Source organism: Micromonospora sp. MGP-C2 (genome assembly GCF_057766525.1).
On sequence record NZ_JBYMEN010000002.1, the window covers coordinates 173,032 to 191,068 of the forward strand.

An 18,037-nucleotide genomic window follows, 5' to 3' on the forward strand; every position below is an offset into this window, starting at 1 on the left:
ATGACGACGACTCCATCCCGCCCTGCCATCGAGATCCGCGACCTGCACAAGTCCTTCGGGCCGCTCGAGGTGCTCAAGGGCATCGACTTCGAGGTCGGCCAGGGTGAGGTGGTCTGCGTGATCGGGCCGTCCGGGTCCGGCAAGTCGACGTTGCTGCGCTGCGTCGACCTGTTGGAGGAGCCGACGGCCGGCAGGATCTGGGTGAACGGGGTCGAGATGACCGACCCGGATGTCGAGGTCGACGCGGTACGCCGCGGCATCGGCATGGTCTTCCAGTCGTTCAACCTGTTTCCGCACCTGACCGTGCTGAGCAACCTCACCATCGCGCAGCGCCGGGTGCTCAAGCGCGGTCGGGCCGAGGCCGAGCGCGTCGCCCGGGCCAACCTGGAACGCGTCGGGCTGACCGACAAGGCCGACGTGTTCCCGGCGCAGCTGTCCGGTGGGCAGCAGCAGCGGGCGGCCATCGCCCGGTCGCTGTCGATGGAGCCGAAGGTGATGCTCTTCGACGAGCCCACCTCCGCGCTGGACCCGGAGTTGGTCGGGGACGTGCTCACCGTCATGCGCAAACTGGCCGAGGACGGCATGACGATGATGGTGGTCACCCACGAGATGGCCTTCGCCCGCGACGTCGCCGACCGGGTGGTGTTCATGGACGGTGGGGTGGTGGTCGAGCAGGGGCCACCGCAGGAGGTGCTGGGCGCCCCGAAGCACGAGCGGACCCGTGCGTTCCTCTCCCGGGTCCTCGACCCGACCCGGGTCGCCCAGCTCGGTCAGACCGACCAGTCGCCCGAGCCGCCGGAGGCCCCCGGCCTGCCGGCTGACGACCGCCACAACCTCTGACCAACTGATCCTGTACGTCGGGCCGCCTCAGCGATGAGGCGGCCCGACGTCGTTCTGGCGGCCTCGTGTCAGCTTCATGTCAATCGACGGCCGTCGTGATGTCAAGGTAATCTTCTTGCAACCAGACCCTGTACTTTCGTCGATGGATTACATAAGTTGCTGTCATCCACCGAAAGTCTTGAGTCTTCCGAGCAAAGTTCGCGACGAGCCTCACCCTCAGTCGTGCTACCGCCCCCGTGCTCGGGTCGATGCACCCTGTCCTCGTCGCGTCTTCGCCCGGTTGGGAACGGAGACCCATGGACGATCACGCCGTTGGCTCCCACCGCCACCTGTCCCGCCGATCGCTGATCGCCACCGGCGCGCTCGCCGCCGGGGCGTTGGGCGCGTCCGCCCCGACGATCGGCACCGCGTTCGGAGGCAGCCCCGCCCGGGCAGCCGCCGGCGTCACCAAGAAGATCACCATCTACGCCGAGCAGTTGCCCGGCAACCTGTTCGGCTACGGCCTCGCGCCCGGTCAGGCCACCGTGCCCGGGCCACTGCTGGAGATGTACGAGGGCGACACCCTGGAGATCACCCTGGTCAACACGACCGACCAGCGGTTGTCCATCCATCCGCACGGGGTGGACTACAGCACCGAGTCCGACGGCAGCCCGTTCAACGCCTCGTTCAACAATCCCGGTGAGACACGGACGTACGTCTGGCGCTCCCACGAGATGGTGGCCGCGGCGGGTCGGCGGTACATGCCGGGCAGCGCCGGCTACTGGCACTACCACGATCACGCGATGGGCACCGACCACGGCACCGCCGGTGTCGCGAAGGGACTGTACGGGGCGCTGATCGTCCGGCGCCGTGGCGACATCCTGCCGGAGAAGCAGTTCACTGTCGTGTTCCACGACATGATGATCAACAATCGGATGGCGCCGGCCACGCCCATGTTCGAGGCCAACCTGGGCCAGCGGGTGGAGTGGATCGCCATCGGCCACGGCAACCTGTTCCACACCTTCCACCTGCACGCCCACCGCTGGGCGGACAACCGCACCGGAATGCTGGAGGGCCCGAGCGACCCGAGCCTGGTCGTCGACAACAAGGACCTCAACCCGGGCAGCTCGTTCGGTTTCCAGGTGCTGGCCGGGGAGGGCGTCGGACCCGGGGCGTGGATGTACCACTGCCACGTGCAGACCCACTCCGACGGCGGCATGGCCGGGATCTTCCTGGTGCGCAACGCCGACGGCAGCATGCCACCGGGCGCCGAGGAGGCGATCCACCGGTTCCAGGGCCACACCCACACGCACGGAAGTTAACCGAAAGTGGGGACGGGGATGACCAGAAAAATACGACGAGCCCTTGCCGCGGTAGCGGCCTTCGCGACACTGATTCCCGCGACGACGGCGGCAGCCGCGCCGCCACCGGCAGCCGCCCCGCAGGCAGTGCAGGCGCAGCGGACCGCCGTCCTCGTGTTCCACGGGCCGGTAGCCGAGCAGCAGGACCCGGTGGCCCGTGCGGTGGACACCATCAAACAGCTTGCTGCCGGTCATGACATCGATGTCACGGCCACCACGGACCCCGCTGTCTTCACCACGGCCAAGCTGTCCGCGTACCGCAGCGTGGTGTTTCTCTCCGCGACGGGAGCCGCGCTCAACCGCGACCAGGAGTCGGCGCTGCAGAGCTACATGAAGGCCGGCGGCGGTTTCGTCGGCATCGCCGACGCCGCCCGCGCCCAGGTCGACTCCACCTGGTTCACCGGCCTGATCGGCACCCGCCCGGCGGGCGCCATCCCGGTGGCCGAGCCGGTGGCCCGGGTGACCGCCAGTGGTGAGAACCCACCCAACGAGACCAAGGAGAAGCTGACCGACGGCGACGCCAACACGAAGTGGCTCGTCCGCACCCCGACCGCCTGGGTGGCGTACGAGTTGAGCGCAGCCAAGCGGATCACCGGGTACGCGTTGACGTCGGCCAACGACTCCTCCGGCCGGGACCCGAAGGACTGGACCCTCCAGGGCTCCACGGACGGCCAGACCTGGACCGATCTGGACCGGCGCACCGGCCAGAGCTTCCCGGACCGGTACCAGACCCGCCGGTTCGACATCGCCACCCCGCAGGAGTTCACGCGCTACCGGCTCAACGTCACAGCGAACAGCGGCGAACCGCTGGTCCAACTCGCCGACCTGCGCCTGTTCACCGGCAGCACCACCGCTCCGGAGCCGCCCGCGGTGAACCGGGCGGTGATCGACATCCTGGACCGGAAACACCCGGCCACGGCGTCGCTGCCGCTGACCATCACCCGCTCCGACCGCTGGGAGAACTGGGACCCGAACCCGATCGGCACGGTGCACACCCTCGCCCAGGTCGAGGAGCGGCACTACAACCCGGGAGCGGCCGCCAACGGCGCCTTCCACCCGGTGTCCTGGTGCCGGGACTACGACGGCGGCCGGTCGTTCTACACCGGCATGGGCCACACCGAGGGCAGCTACGGCGAGGAGGCGTTCCGCACGCACCTCACCGGGGCTCTCAACTGGACCACCGGCCGCGTACGCGGTGACTGCCAGGCCACGATCGCCGCGAACTACAAGGTGGAGCGGCTCACCGCGGCCAACCAGACCGGGCAACTGGACCAGATCGGCGAGCCGCACGGGCTCACCATCGCGCCGGACGGCACGGTCTTCTACGTCGGCAAGGCGGCCTGCCCGAGCGGCCCGATCGCGGACTGGAACAACCCGCAGGTCGGCCTGGGCTGCGGCACCATCCACTCCTGGGACCCACGGACCAAGCAGGCAAAACTGCTCACGACCCTGGAGGTGATGGGCAACCGGGGCAGCGGCTCGGAGCTGGTGAAGAACGAGGAAGGCCTGCTCGGCATCGTGCCCGACCCGAAGTTCGCCGACAACGGCTGGCTCTACGTCTACTGGATGCCGCACGAGTCGGTCGACCGGGTGCAGCGGGTCGGGCAGCGCACCATCTCGCGGTTCACCTACGACCGCCAGGCGCAGACCATCGACCAGAGCACCCGCAAGGACCTGTTGCAGTTCCCGGTGCAGGTCCACAGCTGCTGCCACGCGGGCGGCGGCATGGCGTTCGACGCCAAGGGCAACCTCTACGTCGGCTCCGGCGACAACAACTCCTCCGAGGGGTCGCAGGGCTACTCCGGCAACAACTGGACCCAGGAGTACCAGGGGATCTCGTTCCAGGACGCCCGCCGCACCTCGGGCAACACCAACGACCTCGCCGGCAAGATCATCCGGATCCACCCGGAGGCCGACGGGACGTACACCATCCCGGAGGGCAACCTGTTCCCACCGGGCACCGAGAAGACCCGGCCGGAGATCTACGTGATGGGCGTACGCAACATCGCCCGCCTCCAGATCGACCCGGTGCACCAGTGGCTGACCGCGGGCTGGGTCGGCCCGGACGCCTCGTCGCCCAGCCCCACCCTGGGCCCGGCCAAGTACGAGACGGCCACCATCATCACCTCCGCCGGTAACCAGGGCTGGCCGTACTGCATGGGCAACCGGCAGCCGTACCGGGACCGCAGCAGCACCGACGCGACGGTGCTGACCGGCTGGTACGACTGCGACAACCTGAAGAACACCTCGCCCCGCAACACCGGTCTGGTGGACATCCCGGCCGCCCGGGACAACATGATCTGGTATTCGCCCGACGGCGGCGGCCCGGTCTTCCCGAAGCGGACCGACGGCAGCGGCCTGCCGACCTACGTCGCGGCCGACGCCACCTACACCCAGCCGTACCTGCGAGGCGGCGGCCAGGCCATCATGTCCGGCCCGACATACCACCGGGAACTCGTCGACACCACCAGCGGTGTGGCGTGGCCGGAGCACTGGGACGGTAAGTGGTTCATCGGCGACCAGTCCAACGCCGCCAACCGGGTAGCGGTCACCGTCGACCCGGCCGGCGTGCCGCAGGCCACCCCACCGGTGTACGCCGAGTCCCTGCGCGCCATCATCCCGGGCGGCAACGGCGACGCCCGGCTGCAGAGCTGGATGGACGCCAAGTTCGGCCCGGACGGCGCGCTCTACCTGCTGGACTACGGCGGCGGCTTCTTCAGCCTGCACCCCAACCAGAAGCTGATCCGGATCACCTACACCGGTGGCGCGCCCACCCCGGTGCCGGCGGCGAACTCGGTCGCTGTGCAGAACAAGCCGCTCACCATCGCCTTCGACGGCGCCCGCTCCGGCGGCGTCAGCCACCGGTGGGAGTTCGGCGACGGCACCACGTCCACCGAGGCGAACCCCCGGCACACGTACGCCACTGTCGGCACCTACACCGCGAAGCTGACCGTCACGTACGCCGACGGTGAGACCGCGACGGTGCAGAGCACGGTCACGGTGGGCTGCGCGGTGCCCGACAGCCGGCAGAACGTGTGGCTCGACGACACGGACACCGGGGTGCCCAGTCGCCCGGTCGGGCAGGGATGCACGATCAACGACCTGATCGACGACGAGAGCACCTGGGCCGACCACGACGCCTTCGTCCGACACGTGGGCGCGGTGACCCGCGCGTTGCAGGACGACGACCTGCTCACGGCCCGGGAGTCCGGCACCCTCACCCGCCTGGCTGCGGCGTCGGAGGTCGGTCGGAACGGGCGCACCGGCTACGAGCCGCTCTTCGACGGCACCGCCGAGTCGCTGCGCGGCTGGGAGCAGGCGCCGACGGGCTCGTTCGCCATCCAGCCGGACGGGTCGCTGCGCTCCAGCGGCGGCCTGGGCATGCTCTGGCACACGAAGGAACTGGGCGACTTCTCGCTGAAGGTCCAGTTCCGCGACATCGCACCGGGCACCGGCCGAGCCAACACCGGCGTCTTCACCCGCTTCCCGGACCCGCGGATCCCGCTGGAGCAACGCCCGCCGGGCAGCTGCGGCACTGTCGGATCGGCCCGCACCTCGCAGGCCTGGGTGGCGATCTACTGCGGACACGAGATCCAGATCTACGACGGTGAGACCGGCGAGCCGCAGAAGACCGGCTCGGTCTACAACTTCGACCCGGTGCCGCTCGCCCAGGCCGGCGTCACCCCGAAGGAGCAGTGGAACGACTACGAGATCCGCGTCGTCGGGCAGCACTACACGATGGTCCGCAACGGTGTGGTGATCAACGAGTTCGACAACACGCCGGGCAAGCAGTCGTCCCGCGCCGGCGACCCGCCGACGGACCTGCGGCAGTTCCTGCGTGGCTTCATCGGCCTGCAGAACCACGGTGACAACGACCTGACCGAGTTCCGCAACGTCCGCGTGCGCGAGCTCTAGGAGAGACGATGACCCGACGACTGACGGCTGCGCTGGCGGCGTTCCTGCTCACGGTGATCCCGTGGGCCGCGACGCCCGCCTCCGCCGCCCCGCGCGTCGCGGAACAGGTGTTGACCTGGACCGCCGACGGCGACATCACCCGCTACAAGTCCGCACCCGCCCAGGCGGTGGCCGGCGAGACCACGATCATCTGGGAGAACAGCGAGGCCACCGGCAACACCATCGGGATGCCGCACACGCTGACCTTCGACACCAGCACCGAGGGCTACAACCACGACGTCACGCTGAACATCCTGGCCAGCCCGTTCGACGCCAACAACGGCCGCCATCAGGCGACAGTGACGCTCACCCCGGGCCGGTACCGCTACTTCTGCTCGATCCCGGGGCACAGCCAGATGGTCGGTGAGCTGGTGGTCACCGACGGCGGCGGAGGCGACGACACCACGCCGCCGACGGTGACCGCCGCCGTGGCCGGTGACCGCGACGGCGACGGCAACTACCTGGGCGCGGCCACGGTGACCGTGACGGCCACCGACACCGGATCGGGAGTCGAGACCGTCGAGTACCAGGTCGACGACACCAGCTTCCTGCCGTACACCGAGCCGGTGCGGGTGACCGCGATCGGTGACCACTCGGTGCAGTTCCGGGCCACCGACCAGGATGGCAACGTCAGCGCGGTCGGCTCGGTGACGTTCCGGATCGTCGAGCCGGGGGAGGAGGACACCACCGCGCCGGTGGTCACGGCCGCACTGGCCGGCGAGCAGGACGGCGACGGCAACTACATCGGTACGGTCACCGCCACGCTGACCGCCACCGATGCCGGATCCGGTGTCGCCACCATCGAGTACGCGTTGGACGGGGCAGCCTTCACCGCGTACACGAATCCGATCGTCGTGAACGTGGCCGGGATGCACATGCTGCACTACCGTGCCACCGACGTCGCCGGCAACACCTCGGCGGAGCAGATGTCCCACTTCACCGTCGTCGCCCCGCCGGAGGAGGACGACACTCCGCCGGCCGTGGCCGCCACGGTGACCGGCGAGCGCAACGGCGACGGCGCGTACGTCGGTGCCGCGACCGTCACGGTCACCGCGACCGACGCCGGCTCCGGTGTGGCGTCGGTCGAGTACGCGCTCGACACCGGGGGCTGGACGGCGTACGCCACACCGGTCACGGTCCGCACCACCGGCGCGCACACCCTGCGGTACCGGGCGACCGACGCCGCGGGCAACGCCTCCACCGAGCAGTCGACGTCGTTCACCGTGGTAGCCGACGGCACCGACGCCTGCCCCGGGTCCGACACGCGGGCCACAGTGGTCATCGACGGTGACGACACCGGGGTCGGCAACGTCGACACCGGCGACGGCTGCACCATCAACGATCTGATCGACGAACACGCCGACTACCCCGGCCACGCCCACTTCGTCCGGCACGTCGAGGCGGTCACCACCGCGCTGGTGGCCGACGGAACGCTCGACCGGCGGCAGCAGGGCGCCATCGTCCGGGCCGCGGCCCGATCGGACGTCGGCGCATGAGTCCTCGAATCTCATCGACAGGGAGTACAACGATGCCCGGACGTACCGTCGCCAAGCTGGCCACCGTGAGCGCCGTCGTCGCCGCCTCGGTGCTGGCCGTGGCACCCACCGCCCACGCCGACCTGGTCACCCACTGCATCGGCACCGGTGGGGCGGTGACCGTGCCCAACGACCTGTACGTGCCGGCGGGGGAGTCCTGCGCGCTCACCGGCACCACGATCACCGGCAACGTCACCGTCGCGGCCGGCGGCAACCTGGTGGTGACCGGTGGGCGGGTCAGCGGCGAGGTCCGCGTCGCCGCTGACGGCTACCTCGACGCCACCGACACCACAGTCGACGGCCAGCTGGTGCTGGCCGCCGGCGGATACGGCATCTTCCTCAAGGACGCACAGACCGGCACCGTGACCGTGCGGCCGAAGGGCAGCGCGACCATCGACAGCTTCCTGTTCGCCGAGGAGTCGACGGTCGCCGGGAACGTCACCGTCGGTGCGGGTGAGGTCCGGCTCGACCGGGGCACCCAGGTGCAGCGCAACCTCAGCAGCACCGGCACCTACTACACCGACCTGCACGACTCGTTCGTCGACGGCACGCTGTCGGTGCTCAACAGCGCCACCGGCAGTGTCGTGTGCGGCAGTGCGGTACGCGGCAGGGCCACGTTCGCCGGCAACGTGGGCGGCGTCCAGGTCGGCCCGAACGGCGCCCTCGACAGCTGCGCCTCCGGTGGCTACTGGGGTGGGGACGTCAGCATCACCAGCACCACCGGCGGCGTCACCATCGACGACAACATCATCAACGGTCAGTTGACGGTGACCGGCAACGACCCGGTCGCCCAGGTGGCCGCCAACAACCGGATCCGTGGTGGCGTGACCGGCGACCAGGCGGCCACGACCACCAACCGGGCTGCGCGGGTGGCCGCTGCGGACCGGGACGACGCCGGTGACCAGCGGGCGGAGGTCCGGCGTACCTCGGCCGTGCTGGAGGCCGCCGCGGCCGGCGCCGCGAGGCTCTAGCCGAGCAAGCCCCAACCCTGGCTGGGACGGTGGGCGCAGCTGGCGGCCGGTGGTAATCGTCGGTCACCTCCGTCGGGGTGGATACGGTAGTGAGCGGTATACCTCAGAGGTGTAAATATGCCTCTGAGGTATACCGCTCAACAGCACATCGGCATGGCGGGCCAGCCGAGGCCCACGCCGTCAGCCCTGCCTAGAAGTTACCGGCCGAGTTGCACTTCACGCCCTGGTCGAGGCAGTTGCGCACCCGTGCCGCCAGCGCCTCGTCCTTCCACGCGTTGAAGAAGTCCGCGTGCATGGAGAACGACGTGCCGGACGCGAGGGTGATGCCGTCCGTGTTCGCGCTCAACGGGTACGAGATCACGAACGACACCGAGGGGACCGGCACCGGGTGGCTCTTCGGGCAGGCCCCGGTGTGGTCACCGTTGGCCATGTGCGCCTTGTGGTCCGGACTGTCCAGGTGCCTGCCGTCCCAGCAGTCCGGGAAGGTGATCTGCCGGACGATGTTCGCGGTCTTGGCGCACACCGGGAAGGTCTTGTCGGCGCTGCGGCCGACCTCGCCGCCGATACCGGCGCACCAGAAGTGGTTGCCCTGCTTGTCCGGGGTGTCGACCTGGTTCTTGGCGTTCCCGGTGATCATGCGCAGGCCGAACGGGAAGGGCTGGGTCCGGCTCGGGTCCTTCAGCCGGGAACCGTAGTAGACGGTCACCTCCGTCGGGTCCACGACCTTGCCGTTCTGGTACATCGTCGGCACCCAGTAGGCGGACTGATCGTCCGGCGAGTTGCAGGTGGTCGCCTTCGACGCCCGCAGCGACTCGGCGGTCGAGTTGGCGTCGGTCGACCGGTTGCCCCAGAAGGTGTGGTTGTGTGAGCCGCCGACGAGCTTGGGCAGCACGATCGGGTCGTCGCTGTTGTGGTGGCTGGTCTTGCAGCCGACATTGAACTCGGGGACCTTGACCGGGTTGCCGGTCACCGCCTTGGGTTTGCGCGTGAAGAACGCCTTCGTCGCGGCTGCCTGCGCGGCGGCGTCGATGGTGATCCAGCCCCCGGACGCGGTGGGTGGGACGGTGCCGGCCGACGGGGTGGTCGGCTTACCCGGGGTGGACGGCGTCGCGGACGTGCCCGGAGCGCTCGGCGTGACCGACGGGTCGGCCGGGGCCGCGTCCGTCGGCGCCTCAGGGCCGGACGAGCCGATGCCGGTGTCACCGGATGGGCCGGACGCACCGGGAGTGCCCGGGACCTCCTTGCATCCGCCGGCGAGCGCCAGGCTCACCAGCAGCAGGGCGGTGACGGAACGACGGTGTCGAGGGGTGGATCGCAGATTTATCAAGGGGGCGCACCTTTCTTCCGAGAAGGAAGAGTACGAGTCGCCCACCTGTTCGTTCGCAACCGCAGCGATTAAATCTGCCTTAAATATCGCTCAGCAATTGCCTGGTCAGCTTTGCGGAGCCGCCGCGCTGTCGATTCAATCTCATTTCCCTGATTCTTCTCCAAAAACTGTAATCGGCGACTCCGGCGGCACTCCACTTTTCTGGGCGTCCGGGGTTGCCGGGCGCGACGAGCTGATGGCCAGCACCGCGCGTCGACTGGCACCCCGTCTCGTCAGCAGCTGCCGCGTGCCTTGCGCAGGAAGGCCTTGCGCGACACCACCGTCGTCGCGTCCCGCCCGCGCGGGGCGAGCACCTCGTCCGGGCCGATCCGCGGGAGATCCGCGAGGGTGAAATCCACCGGGATGGAGTCACGACCGGCTGACCCTCTGACGGTGTAGGTGACCCCGGGTCGCAGTTCGGTGAGCGGCTCGACGTCCACATCCATGCCTGACTCGGCGGCGGTGAGGTCGACTGCGTCGGCGACCTCCCAGCCCTCCGGCGGCTGACCCAGCAGGGTGGCCTCCACGACCTCGCTCGTCGATCGGCCTTGGACGTCCCATGTGATCAGTGGTGGCCGGTTGGCCTGGTCACCCTGGTCGTCGTGGTTCACGTGCACGCCGAGCTGCCCGAAACTGCCACCGCACGGGACCAGTACGCCGACCGGCTGGCCATCGCGGACGGCGAGCGCGACCACCGGCTCGTCAGGTGGGCTGCAGGCGGTCAGGAGGAGGAGGGGAAGCGTCAGGAGAATCCAGGAACGTCGTCTTCTGCGCATGTCCGCAGCATTCCACGTCGGTATCACGCTTCGATGCCCCGCAGGTCACGAAAGGCGGACAGCGGCGACGAACCCCGGCCGGGTGGTGTGCGGCCGCGCCTTCCCACCTTCGCTTCGTGATTTCCAAAAACAGCGCGCGGCGCCGTGGACGTGGAGAGAATTGCGGCCACGGAAAGCACGTAGAGCCGGGAGACGTTCGATGGGTTTACGAAGGCGAATGGCGCTCGCGGTGGTGATCGTCGCGGCGACACCTCTGGTGCTCGGCGGATGCACCGTCGAGCGGAAGCCCGCCGCCCGGCCGGCCGAGCGGGAGGTGCCGTCGCCGGAGCTGACCCTCACGCCCGCCGACCGGTCCCGGAACGTGCCGCTCAGCGCCGAGGTCGTGCCGCTCGTCAAGGGCGGGACGATCACCGCCGTGCGTATCGCCGACGACAACGGGATGTTGGTCAGGGCGCAGCCACGGGAGGACGGCTCGGCGTGGGTGCCGACCGTTCCGTTGCAGCCCCAGCGCACCTACACGGCCGAGGTGATCGCCACCGGCGACTCCGGGGGGACCACCACCCGCACGACGACCTTCACCACCATGGCGACGTCGACGAAGCCGCAGGTGACCAGCACGCTGTATTTCGCCGACGAACGGACGTACGGCACGGCGATGCCGGTGACCCTCGCTTTCGATCCGCCCATCGCCAAGGCGGCTCGTGCCGACGTGCAGCGCCGGTTGTTCGTCACCACGAACCCACCGCAGCCGGGTGTCTGGTCCTGGGTGGACGACGGCAGCCAGGTCTACTACCGCGCTCCGGACTTCTGGCGGCCGGGCACGACCATCAGCGTCCGGGCCGGTCTGCAGGGTCTGCCGATCGGCCGGAACCGGGTCGGTGACGCCGACCGCACCGCGACGTCCACGATCGGGCGGCAGGTGGCGATCGAGGTCGAAAACGCCACCAAGCAGATGCGCGTGCTGCGCGACGGCAAGCTGATCCGCAAGATCCCGGTCAGCCTCGGCAAGCCGAGCACGCCGACCTCCAGCGGCAAGATGGTGATCATGGAGAAGCACCAGCGCACCAGGTTCGACACGCGCGGCGAGCCGAACGGCGGTTACGTGGTGGACGTCCAGGACGCCCAACGGCTCACCTGGGGCGGCGAGTTCATCCACGGAGCGCCCTGGTCGGTGTCGGATCAGGGACACCGCAACGTGTCGCACGGCTGCACCAACGTCTCGGCTGCCGCCGCCGACTGGCTGATGGGCATCACCCAGGTCGGTGATCTGGTCACCTTCACCGGCACCGAGGTCCGGCTGCAGCCGGGCAACGGGTGGACGGCCTGGAACACCAGTTGGGAGCAGTTCGTCAAGGGCAGCGCACTGCCGGTACCCGCCGCTCTTCGACCGGCTCCGACCCCGGTGCCCCATGAGGACGCGGTCGGCGGCGGCTCGCCGACGTCCGGTCCCTCCGCCTCCGGCGGCTGAACCGGCAGGTGTCCGACAGGCTCAACGCACTTGCCGGACGTCCCTACCCTCCGGGTCATGACGTACGAGCCGATGATGGTTCCCAGCCGGAAGCCCAACCGGACGACTCGTACCGTCCTGATCGTCGTCGGCGTGGTGTTGACGGTGTGCTGCGTTGTCGGCGTCTGCGGCGGGTTCTGGTTCTACCGCTCCATCAAGGACGCCGTCAAACCGGTCCGGGTTGCCACGGCTGCGTACATCGACGACGTGCGGGCCGGCAACTACCCGGCCGCGTACGGGCGTCTGTGCGGGGAGATACGCGAGACCATGACGCAGGCCGATTTCGCCCGTATCCAGGCTGCCCAGTTGAAGATCGGCAGTTACAAGATCGTCAGTGTGTACGTCAACAACTCCAACGGGCGGGTCACCGGGACCTCGACAGTCGAGATGGTCCAGGAGGCCACGGGTGCACGGATGACCCAGACCATGGTGCTGGTCAAGGAGGACGGTGAGTGGCGCGTCTGCCAGTGAGCGACGACCCGGCGAGTCGGTGGTCGGGGCTCAGGCCGGGGCGAGTTCCGGCACGCCGTAGTGCTGGTCGAGGACCTGCATGGCGGCGCCCGCGGCGATGACGTCGGCGCCGAGGCTGGACAGGGTCACCTTCGTGGTGAGCCAGTCCGCGCGTCGCGCGTCGGCCTGGACGGCCTCGGTGACCGCCGCGAGATAGGTCCGCGAATGCCGTAGGAGATCCGCGCCCGCCAGCACCACGTGGGCGAGGTCGAGTGTCTGGAGCAGGTTGACCACGCCCACCGCCACGACGCGGGCGGCGCGGTCGATGTCTCCGGCATCGGCGGCCTGGTTGTGCACGATCTCCAGGCACCCGTGGCGACCGCAGACACAGCGAGGTCCGTTCAGGTCGACGACCGTGTGGCCGAATTCGCCCGCGTTGGTGTGCGCGCCCCGATGGGCCGTGCCGCCCAGCCAGAATCCGCCACCGATGCCGGACTCGATCATGATGAGTGCCGCGTCGCCGAACGTGGCACCGTGGCGCCAGGCCTCGGCCGTGATCCCGGCGGTGACGTCCTTGTCGAGGTGGACGGGCAGGCCGAGGTGTTTCTCGGCGATCTCGCGCAGCGGTACGTCGTGCCAGTGCCGCAGGCCGTGGGCGTCACGGACCAGGCCGTGGGCGTGGTCCAGCGGGCCGATCATGCCGATGCCCACCCCGGTGAGCCGGCCCCGGACGTCGCTGCTGCCGGTCATCGCGTCGATGCCGGTCGTCAGGGCGTCGAGCAGCTGCTCCGGGGTGAAGTCGCCGGGCAGCGGGCTGACCGTCGAGTGGTGCACGGTGCCGGCCAGGTCGACCAGGACCAGCCGCAGGGTGCGCCGGGCCACGTGCGCGCCGATCGCGTACCGGCTGTCGGGGACGAGTTCGTAGACGACCGCGGGCTTGCCGATGCCCGTACGGCGCACACCGGCGGGACGGATCAGGCCGTCGGCGCTCAGGCGGGCGATGACCTTGGAGACCGCCTGCGGTGTCAGCCCGGTGGCCTCGACCACGGTCGACCGCTCGAACGTTCGCACGGTGCGCCCCAGTGCCATGACCCGTGCCTGGTTGTAGCCGCGCAGGAAGCTCACGTCGGCAGTGATGCGGGTCATCTCACCAGCCTATTACGCAACGCTGTTGCTAAATTTTTTCGGTGATCGAGTTGAGCAGAGGTCGACGGGTGGCGGCGTTGGTCGCGCTGGCACTGGGTGGCGTCGCGATCGGCCTGACCGAGTTCGCGGCGATGGGCCTGCTGCCCGACATCGCGCGCGGCCTGCTCCCGCAGGAGTACGCCCGGTCGTCCTCGGACGCGGTCGCCCGAGCGGGATGGACGATCACCGCCTACGCCCTCGGCGTGGTCGTGGGCGCGCCCCTGATCGCCGCGCTGAGCGCCCGCCTGCCCCGCAAGAAGCTCGTGCTCGGTTTGCTCGCGCTCTTCGCCGTCGGCACTGTCGCCTCCGCGATCGCCCCCACCTTCGACCTGGTGCTGGTGGCCCGGTTCGCGGCGGCGTTGCCGCACGGGGCGTACTTCGGGGCGGCCGGTCTGCTCGCGGCGACCCTGATGGGCCCCGGCAACGAGGCCCGTGGTTTCGCCACAGTGCTCAGCGGCCTGACCGTGAGCAACGTGGTCGGCGTACCCCTCATCACCCGGCTCGGGCAGGCGGCCGACTGGCGCGTCGCGTACCTGGTCATCGCCGGTGTCTTCGTGCTCACGCTGCTGGCGGTGCTGGCGGTCGTGCCGGAGGTCGCCGCGACGGTCGACGGCTCGCCGGCGGCCGAGCTGAGGTCGCTGCGGTCCTCGCAGGTCTGGCTCGTCGCGGCGACGGGGGCGGTCGGGTTTGCCGGGTTCTTCGCGGTCAACACCTACATCGCGCCGGTCACCACCGACGTGGCCGGCCTCTCGGCCACGACGGTGCCGTGGGCTCTGGTCGCGGTGGGGCTCGGCATGACCGTGGGAAATGCCCTGGGTGGCTGGTTCGCCGACCGTGACCTGCAACGGAGCATGGTCATCGGCTTCGTCGCGATGACCGTGAGCATCGCCGCGTTCAGCCTCGTCGCGTCGACTCGCGTCGGCCTTTTCGTCGGCGCGTTCCTGGTCGGTGCGACAAGCCTCTATCTCGGGCCGGTCCTCCAGGCGCGCCTGATCACGGTCGCCCCCCGAGCGCAGATGATGGGCGCGGCGCTCAACCAGTCCGCCATGAACATCGCGAACAGTCTGGGCGCGGCCCTGGGCAGCGTCGCCATCGCCGCCGGGCTCGGTTACCTCGCGCCGGCCCGGGTGGGCGTCGTCCTGGCGATCGTCGGGCTGGCCCTGGGGATGGTCAGTTTCGCCGTCGGACGCCGTACGCGTGAGCGGGTCCCGGCCACCGTCGGGAGCTGACGTGACCGGGCCGCCCGCGCTGGGGGTCAGAAGTCGTCGACGCTGACCGTCACGCGATGGGCACTCGATCTCCAGTTCGGCAGGTTGATCACGTCGTACCCGCCGCCGCGTTGACCCACTGTGATCCGCACCAGGCCGAGGTGCGCCGGCGTCGACGGGATGAACAGGTCGACGCCGGTGATGAAGGTCTGGCTGAAGAACTCCGGCAGGGGAGCGGTCAGATCGGTCACGCCGTCGCTGTCGTCGTCGAACGCGAAGATGGCGATCGTCCGCTTGACCCGCGGCGTGTTCGCCGCGTTCAGGACATCCCGGCCGTTGATCCAGAGGTTGTCACCGGCGTCGCCCTGGTCGCCCCACCACTCCTTCTGGCGTTGGATCGTCAGCGCGGTGTGCCGGTCGCTGGTGTCCACCAGCGCGCCGAGCCCCTCGCCGGGAATGCTGGTCGCCAGGCGGACGAACGAGTCCGAGCGGAGGAACGGCTGGGCGTAGAAGTGGTGCGTCGGCGCGCCGGCACGCACGATCGCGAACTCGTAGCGGGCCGTGGCGAGCACCGGGACGGGACCGAACGCGCCGTCGCCACTCAGGGGCAGCCGATGAGTGGGCCGGTCCGACAATCGACCACCGGTCAGCGAGTTGACCGGGTAGACCTCCAGGGTGGCGTCGGTGACGCCGACGTTGCTCGGGAAGAGCACCGCGCGACCGGAGACCTGGGCCGTGCCGAAGAGTTGCGGCACGATCCGTGTGGTGTGTGGCGCGCGACCCTGAAGGAAGCGGAAGATCTCGCCGAACGACTCCGCCGACGACACGGTCTGCGTGTGGGACTGGTCCGCCAGGTGCACGTTCGTCGCGCCGACGATGGCGCGGGCCGGATCGCCCTCACCCCAGATCGCGAGCGTGGGCACACCGCCCGGCGGGGACGTCGCGGTGCGCCCGTCCAGGTTGACGTAGTGCGCGACCCGGGCGGCACGCGCCGGTGAGCTGGTGAGGTAACCCTGCAGGACGAAGGTGCCCAGGGAGTGCGCGAGCAGGTCGACCCGGTCCGCGCCGGTCGTCGCCAGCAGGCGGGAGATCCGCGCGTCGAGCCCCGCGTACACCTGGGGGAGGATCGTGGCGATGTTCGGCGAGTCGTACTCGTGGGCCTCGATGATGTCGATCGGGTAGCCGTTGCTGGCGAGTCGTTTGGCCTGGGTCTGGAACTGCGAGGCCGACCCGGCGCTGCCGTGCACGAAGATCACTGGGCGGTACGTCGGCGTGGCTGCGGCGTCGGCGGCGCGCGGAACGGGGGTGACGGACAAGCCGACCGCGAGGGCGCCTCCGGCCAGCACGCAGAGCAGTCTCCGGCGGAACGTGTGCATCGGTCCTCCACCCTGAGCGACAAAGTATGTGCACTGTTAGCGCAAGTATCGTGTCAGGGTGAGGCGCGGCGGTCCACACCTTCCTTGGTCAGTTGACCTCTTTGGCGAGCAGGTCGCCGACGGCGGCGCGGACCGGGTCGGGGTTCGCCCAGCTCCAGTTGGGATGCGCGCGGTTGGTGAGCAGGGCCAGGACGAGTCTGCGGCCCGGGTCGACCAGGAGCGAGGGGCCGGCGAAACCGGTGTGGCCGAACGTCCGGGCCGAGGCGAGCCGACCCATGAACCAGCTCTGGTTGAGCACCACTCCCAGACCGTGGGCGGCGGTCCGATTGGGCCGCTCCGGGTCGACGGCGGGTTTCCCGGAGTTCTGGTTGGTGAGCATCCGGCGTACGGTCGCCGCCGAGAGGACCCGCTTGCCCTGGTAAGTGCCCCCGTCGAGGAGCATCTGACCGATCGCCGCCAGGTCGGTGGCGGTGGCGAAGATGCCGGCGTGGCCGGCCACACCGCCGAGGTGGTTGGCGACGTCGTCGTGGACGGTGCCCCGGAGCAGACCCCGCGACGAGCGGGCGTCGGTGGCGACGAGACGACCGGCCTTCGCGCTGCCGGACAGCCAGGTGTTCGGGTTGAAGCCGGTGTCGCGCAGGCTGAGCGGGCCGGTGAGGCCGCTCTTGAGCGCCTGGTCGAGGCGCTGACCGGTGACCTTCTCGACGATCTTGCCGGCGACCATGAGCCCGACGCTGGAATAGCGGAACGTGTTGCCGGGCACGGCACCGGAGACCAGCCCGGTGGTGAGCACGGCGTTCCAGCGAGCCGCGTTGTCGGAAAGCCCGGTGACCTTGGCGCCGACGGGCAGACCGCTGGTGTGGGTGAGCAGCATCTCGACGGTGACCCGCTCGGTGCCCGCGCCGGTGAAGGCGGGCAGGTAGTCGCGGACCGGCGTACCGAGGTCGACGCGTCCCTTGTCGACCTGCTGCAACAGCAGGATGGCCGTGTACACCTTCGTGACCGAGGCGAGGTCGAAGACGGAGTCGGGACGCATCTCGACGCGCTGGCCCGCCGCGAGCAGCTTGGGGCCCGCTCCGTAGCGCAGCGCGTCCCCGACCGCGGTGTGCACAGTCGTCTTCCCGTCGACCAGGACGACAGCGACAGCACCGGGAAAGCCCTTGTGCTGGACGGTCTGCGGTGTGGCGGGCAGGTGCCGCCGCAGCAGCGCGGTCACGTCCTGCGCGTAGCGGGCCTGCCCGGCCGGCGCGGCGGCGCCGCTCGGGGACGCGGTGGCGCTCGGAGAGCCCGACGGCGACGTGGCGTTCCCCGCCGCGCCGAAACCCACAGTGTTGCCAGCGGCGTCGGTCGCGGTCACCGCGTCACCGGGACCGGCCACACCCGGGTCCGGCGAGCCACTGTCGCCGCACCCGGCAATGGCGGAGGTGGCAGCGGCCAGGCCGGCCCCCAGCAGAGTACGACGCGCAACGAGCATGCCGGAGATCGTGACAGTTGACACTGACGCACGCCAACCGGACCGGCCGAACGTC

Annotated in this window: 13 protein-coding genes; 8 read left to right on the plus strand and 5 right to left on the minus strand. The window is 69.8% G+C overall.

Annotation, left to right across the window (positions count from 1 at the left end):
• The 5 genes from AC3CF1_RS00310 to AC3CF1_RS00330 all read left to right on the plus strand — a co-directional run bounded on the left by AC3CF1_RS00310 (position 1) and on the right by AC3CF1_RS00330 (position 8,640).
• Positions 1–840: an amino acid ABC transporter ATP-binding protein gene (locus tag AC3CF1_RS00310; RefSeq protein ID WP_328375333.1), complete on the plus strand. Its 840-nt coding sequence runs from the start codon at positions 1–3 to the stop codon at positions 838–840.
• 296 nt (positions 841–1,136) lie between these two features.
• The gene (locus AC3CF1_RS00315; protein ID WP_088947765.1) at positions 1,137–2,141 is read left to right on the plus strand and encodes a multicopper oxidase domain-containing protein; all 1,005 of its coding nucleotides are present in this window, start codon (positions 1,137–1,139) and stop codon (positions 2,139–2,141) included.
• An 18-nt stretch (positions 2,142–2,159) separates the two neighbouring features.
• Complete coding sequence (locus AC3CF1_RS00320) at positions 2,160–6,095, plus strand: ThuA domain-containing protein (protein WP_488449220.1); 3,936 nt, start codon at positions 2,160–2,162, stop codon at positions 6,093–6,095.
• 8 nt (positions 6,096–6,103) lie between these two features.
• A complete protein-coding gene (locus AC3CF1_RS00325; RefSeq protein WP_488449221.1) occupies positions 6,104–7,630 on the plus strand; it encodes an OmpL47-type beta-barrel domain-containing protein in 1,527 nt (508 codons plus the stop codon).
• A gap of 32 nt (positions 7,631–7,662) precedes the next feature.
• The gene (locus AC3CF1_RS00330) at positions 7,663–8,640 is read left to right on the plus strand and encodes a hypothetical protein (RefSeq protein WP_488449222.1); all 978 of its coding nucleotides are present in this window, start codon (positions 7,663–7,665) and stop codon (positions 8,638–8,640) included.
• 190 nt (positions 8,641–8,830) lie between these two features.
• On the opposite strand, the gene AC3CF1_RS00335 is transcribed toward AC3CF1_RS00330, so the two are convergent.
• Positions 8,831–9,967, minus strand: a complete 1,137-nt coding sequence (locus AC3CF1_RS00335) for a DUF1996 domain-containing protein (RefSeq protein WP_488449223.1) — start codon at positions 9,965–9,967, stop codon at positions 8,831–8,833.
• Positions 9,968–10,239: 272 nt separating this feature from the next.
• A complete protein-coding gene (locus tag AC3CF1_RS00340) occupies positions 10,240–10,782 on the minus strand; it encodes a hypothetical protein (RefSeq protein WP_488449224.1) in 543 nt (180 codons plus the stop codon).
• A 217-nt stretch (positions 10,783–10,999) separates the two neighbouring features.
• On the opposite strand from AC3CF1_RS00340, the gene AC3CF1_RS00345 reads away from it, so the two are divergent.
• Together AC3CF1_RS00345 and AC3CF1_RS00350 are read left to right on the plus strand one after the other, a co-directional pair.
• Complete coding sequence (locus AC3CF1_RS00345) at positions 11,000–12,250, plus strand: L,D-transpeptidase (protein WP_488449225.1); 1,251 nt, start codon at positions 11,000–11,002, stop codon at positions 12,248–12,250.
• 57 nt (positions 12,251–12,307) lie between these two features.
• Positions 12,308–12,760, plus strand: a complete 453-nt coding sequence (locus AC3CF1_RS00350) for an Rv0361 family membrane protein (RefSeq protein WP_488449226.1) — start codon at positions 12,308–12,310, stop codon at positions 12,758–12,760.
• A 30-nt stretch (positions 12,761–12,790) separates the two neighbouring features.
• On the opposite strand, the gene AC3CF1_RS00355 is transcribed toward AC3CF1_RS00350, so the two are convergent.
• On the minus strand, positions 12,791–13,885 hold the full coding sequence (locus AC3CF1_RS00355; protein ID WP_488449227.1) for an ROK family protein: 1,095 nt from the start codon (positions 13,883–13,885) through the stop codon (positions 12,791–12,793).
• 41 nt (positions 13,886–13,926) lie between these two features.
• Here AC3CF1_RS00355 and AC3CF1_RS00360 point away from each other — a divergent pair, with 41 nt between their 5' ends.
• Positions 13,927–15,153: an MFS transporter gene (locus AC3CF1_RS00360; RefSeq protein WP_355160397.1), complete on the plus strand. Its 1,227-nt coding sequence runs from the start codon at positions 13,927–13,929 to the stop codon at positions 15,151–15,153.
• Positions 15,154–15,179: 26 nt separating this feature from the next.
• On the opposite strand, the gene AC3CF1_RS00365 is transcribed toward AC3CF1_RS00360, so the two are convergent.
• The gene (locus tag AC3CF1_RS00365; RefSeq protein ID WP_488449228.1) at positions 15,180–16,508 is read right to left on the minus strand and encodes an alpha/beta hydrolase; all 1,329 of its coding nucleotides are present in this window, start codon (positions 16,506–16,508) and stop codon (positions 15,180–15,182) included.
• Positions 16,509–16,596: 88 nt separating this feature from the next.
• Positions 16,597–17,982, minus strand: a complete 1,386-nt coding sequence (locus AC3CF1_RS00370) for a serine hydrolase domain-containing protein (protein WP_488449229.1) — start codon at positions 17,980–17,982, stop codon at positions 16,597–16,599.
• Positions 17,983–18,037 lie beyond the last annotated feature (55 nt).

Bases quoted from the DNA above. Each gene is read 5' to 3' on its own strand.
- AC3CF1_RS00325 (WP_488449221.1), top strand. From the start codon at position 6,104: ATGACCCGACGACTGACGGCTGCGCTGGCGGCGTTCCTGCTCACGGTG.
- AC3CF1_RS00345 (WP_488449225.1), top strand. From the start codon at position 11,000: ATGGCGCTCGCGGTGGTGATCGTCGCGGCGACACCTCTGGTGCTCGGC.
- AC3CF1_RS00365 (WP_488449228.1), bottom strand. From the start codon at position 16,508: ATGCACACGTTCCGCCGGAGACTGCTCTGCGTGCTGGCCGGAGGCGCC.
- AC3CF1_RS00355 (WP_488449227.1), bottom strand. From the start codon at position 13,885: ATGACCCGCATCACTGCCGACGTGAGCTTCCTGCGCGGCTACAACCAG.
- AC3CF1_RS00370 (WP_488449229.1), bottom strand. From the start codon at position 17,982: ATGCTCGTTGCGCGTCGTACTCTGCTGGGGGCCGGCCTGGCCGCTGCC.
- AC3CF1_RS00350 (WP_488449226.1), top strand. From the start codon at position 12,308: ATGACGTACGAGCCGATGATGGTTCCCAGCCGGAAGCCCAACCGGACG.
- AC3CF1_RS00340 (WP_488449224.1), bottom strand. From the start codon at position 10,782: ATGCGCAGAAGACGACGTTCCTGGATTCTCCTGACGCTTCCCCTCCTC.
- AC3CF1_RS00310 (WP_328375333.1), top strand. From the start codon at position 1: ATGACGACGACTCCATCCCGCCCTGCCATCGAGATCCGCGACCTGCAC.
- AC3CF1_RS00330 (WP_488449222.1), top strand. From the start codon at position 7,663: ATGCCCGGACGTACCGTCGCCAAGCTGGCCACCGTGAGCGCCGTCGTC.
- AC3CF1_RS00320 (WP_488449220.1), top strand. From the start codon at position 2,160: ATGACCAGAAAAATACGACGAGCCCTTGCCGCGGTAGCGGCCTTCGCG.
- AC3CF1_RS00315 (WP_088947765.1), top strand. From the start codon at position 1,137: ATGGACGATCACGCCGTTGGCTCCCACCGCCACCTGTCCCGCCGATCG.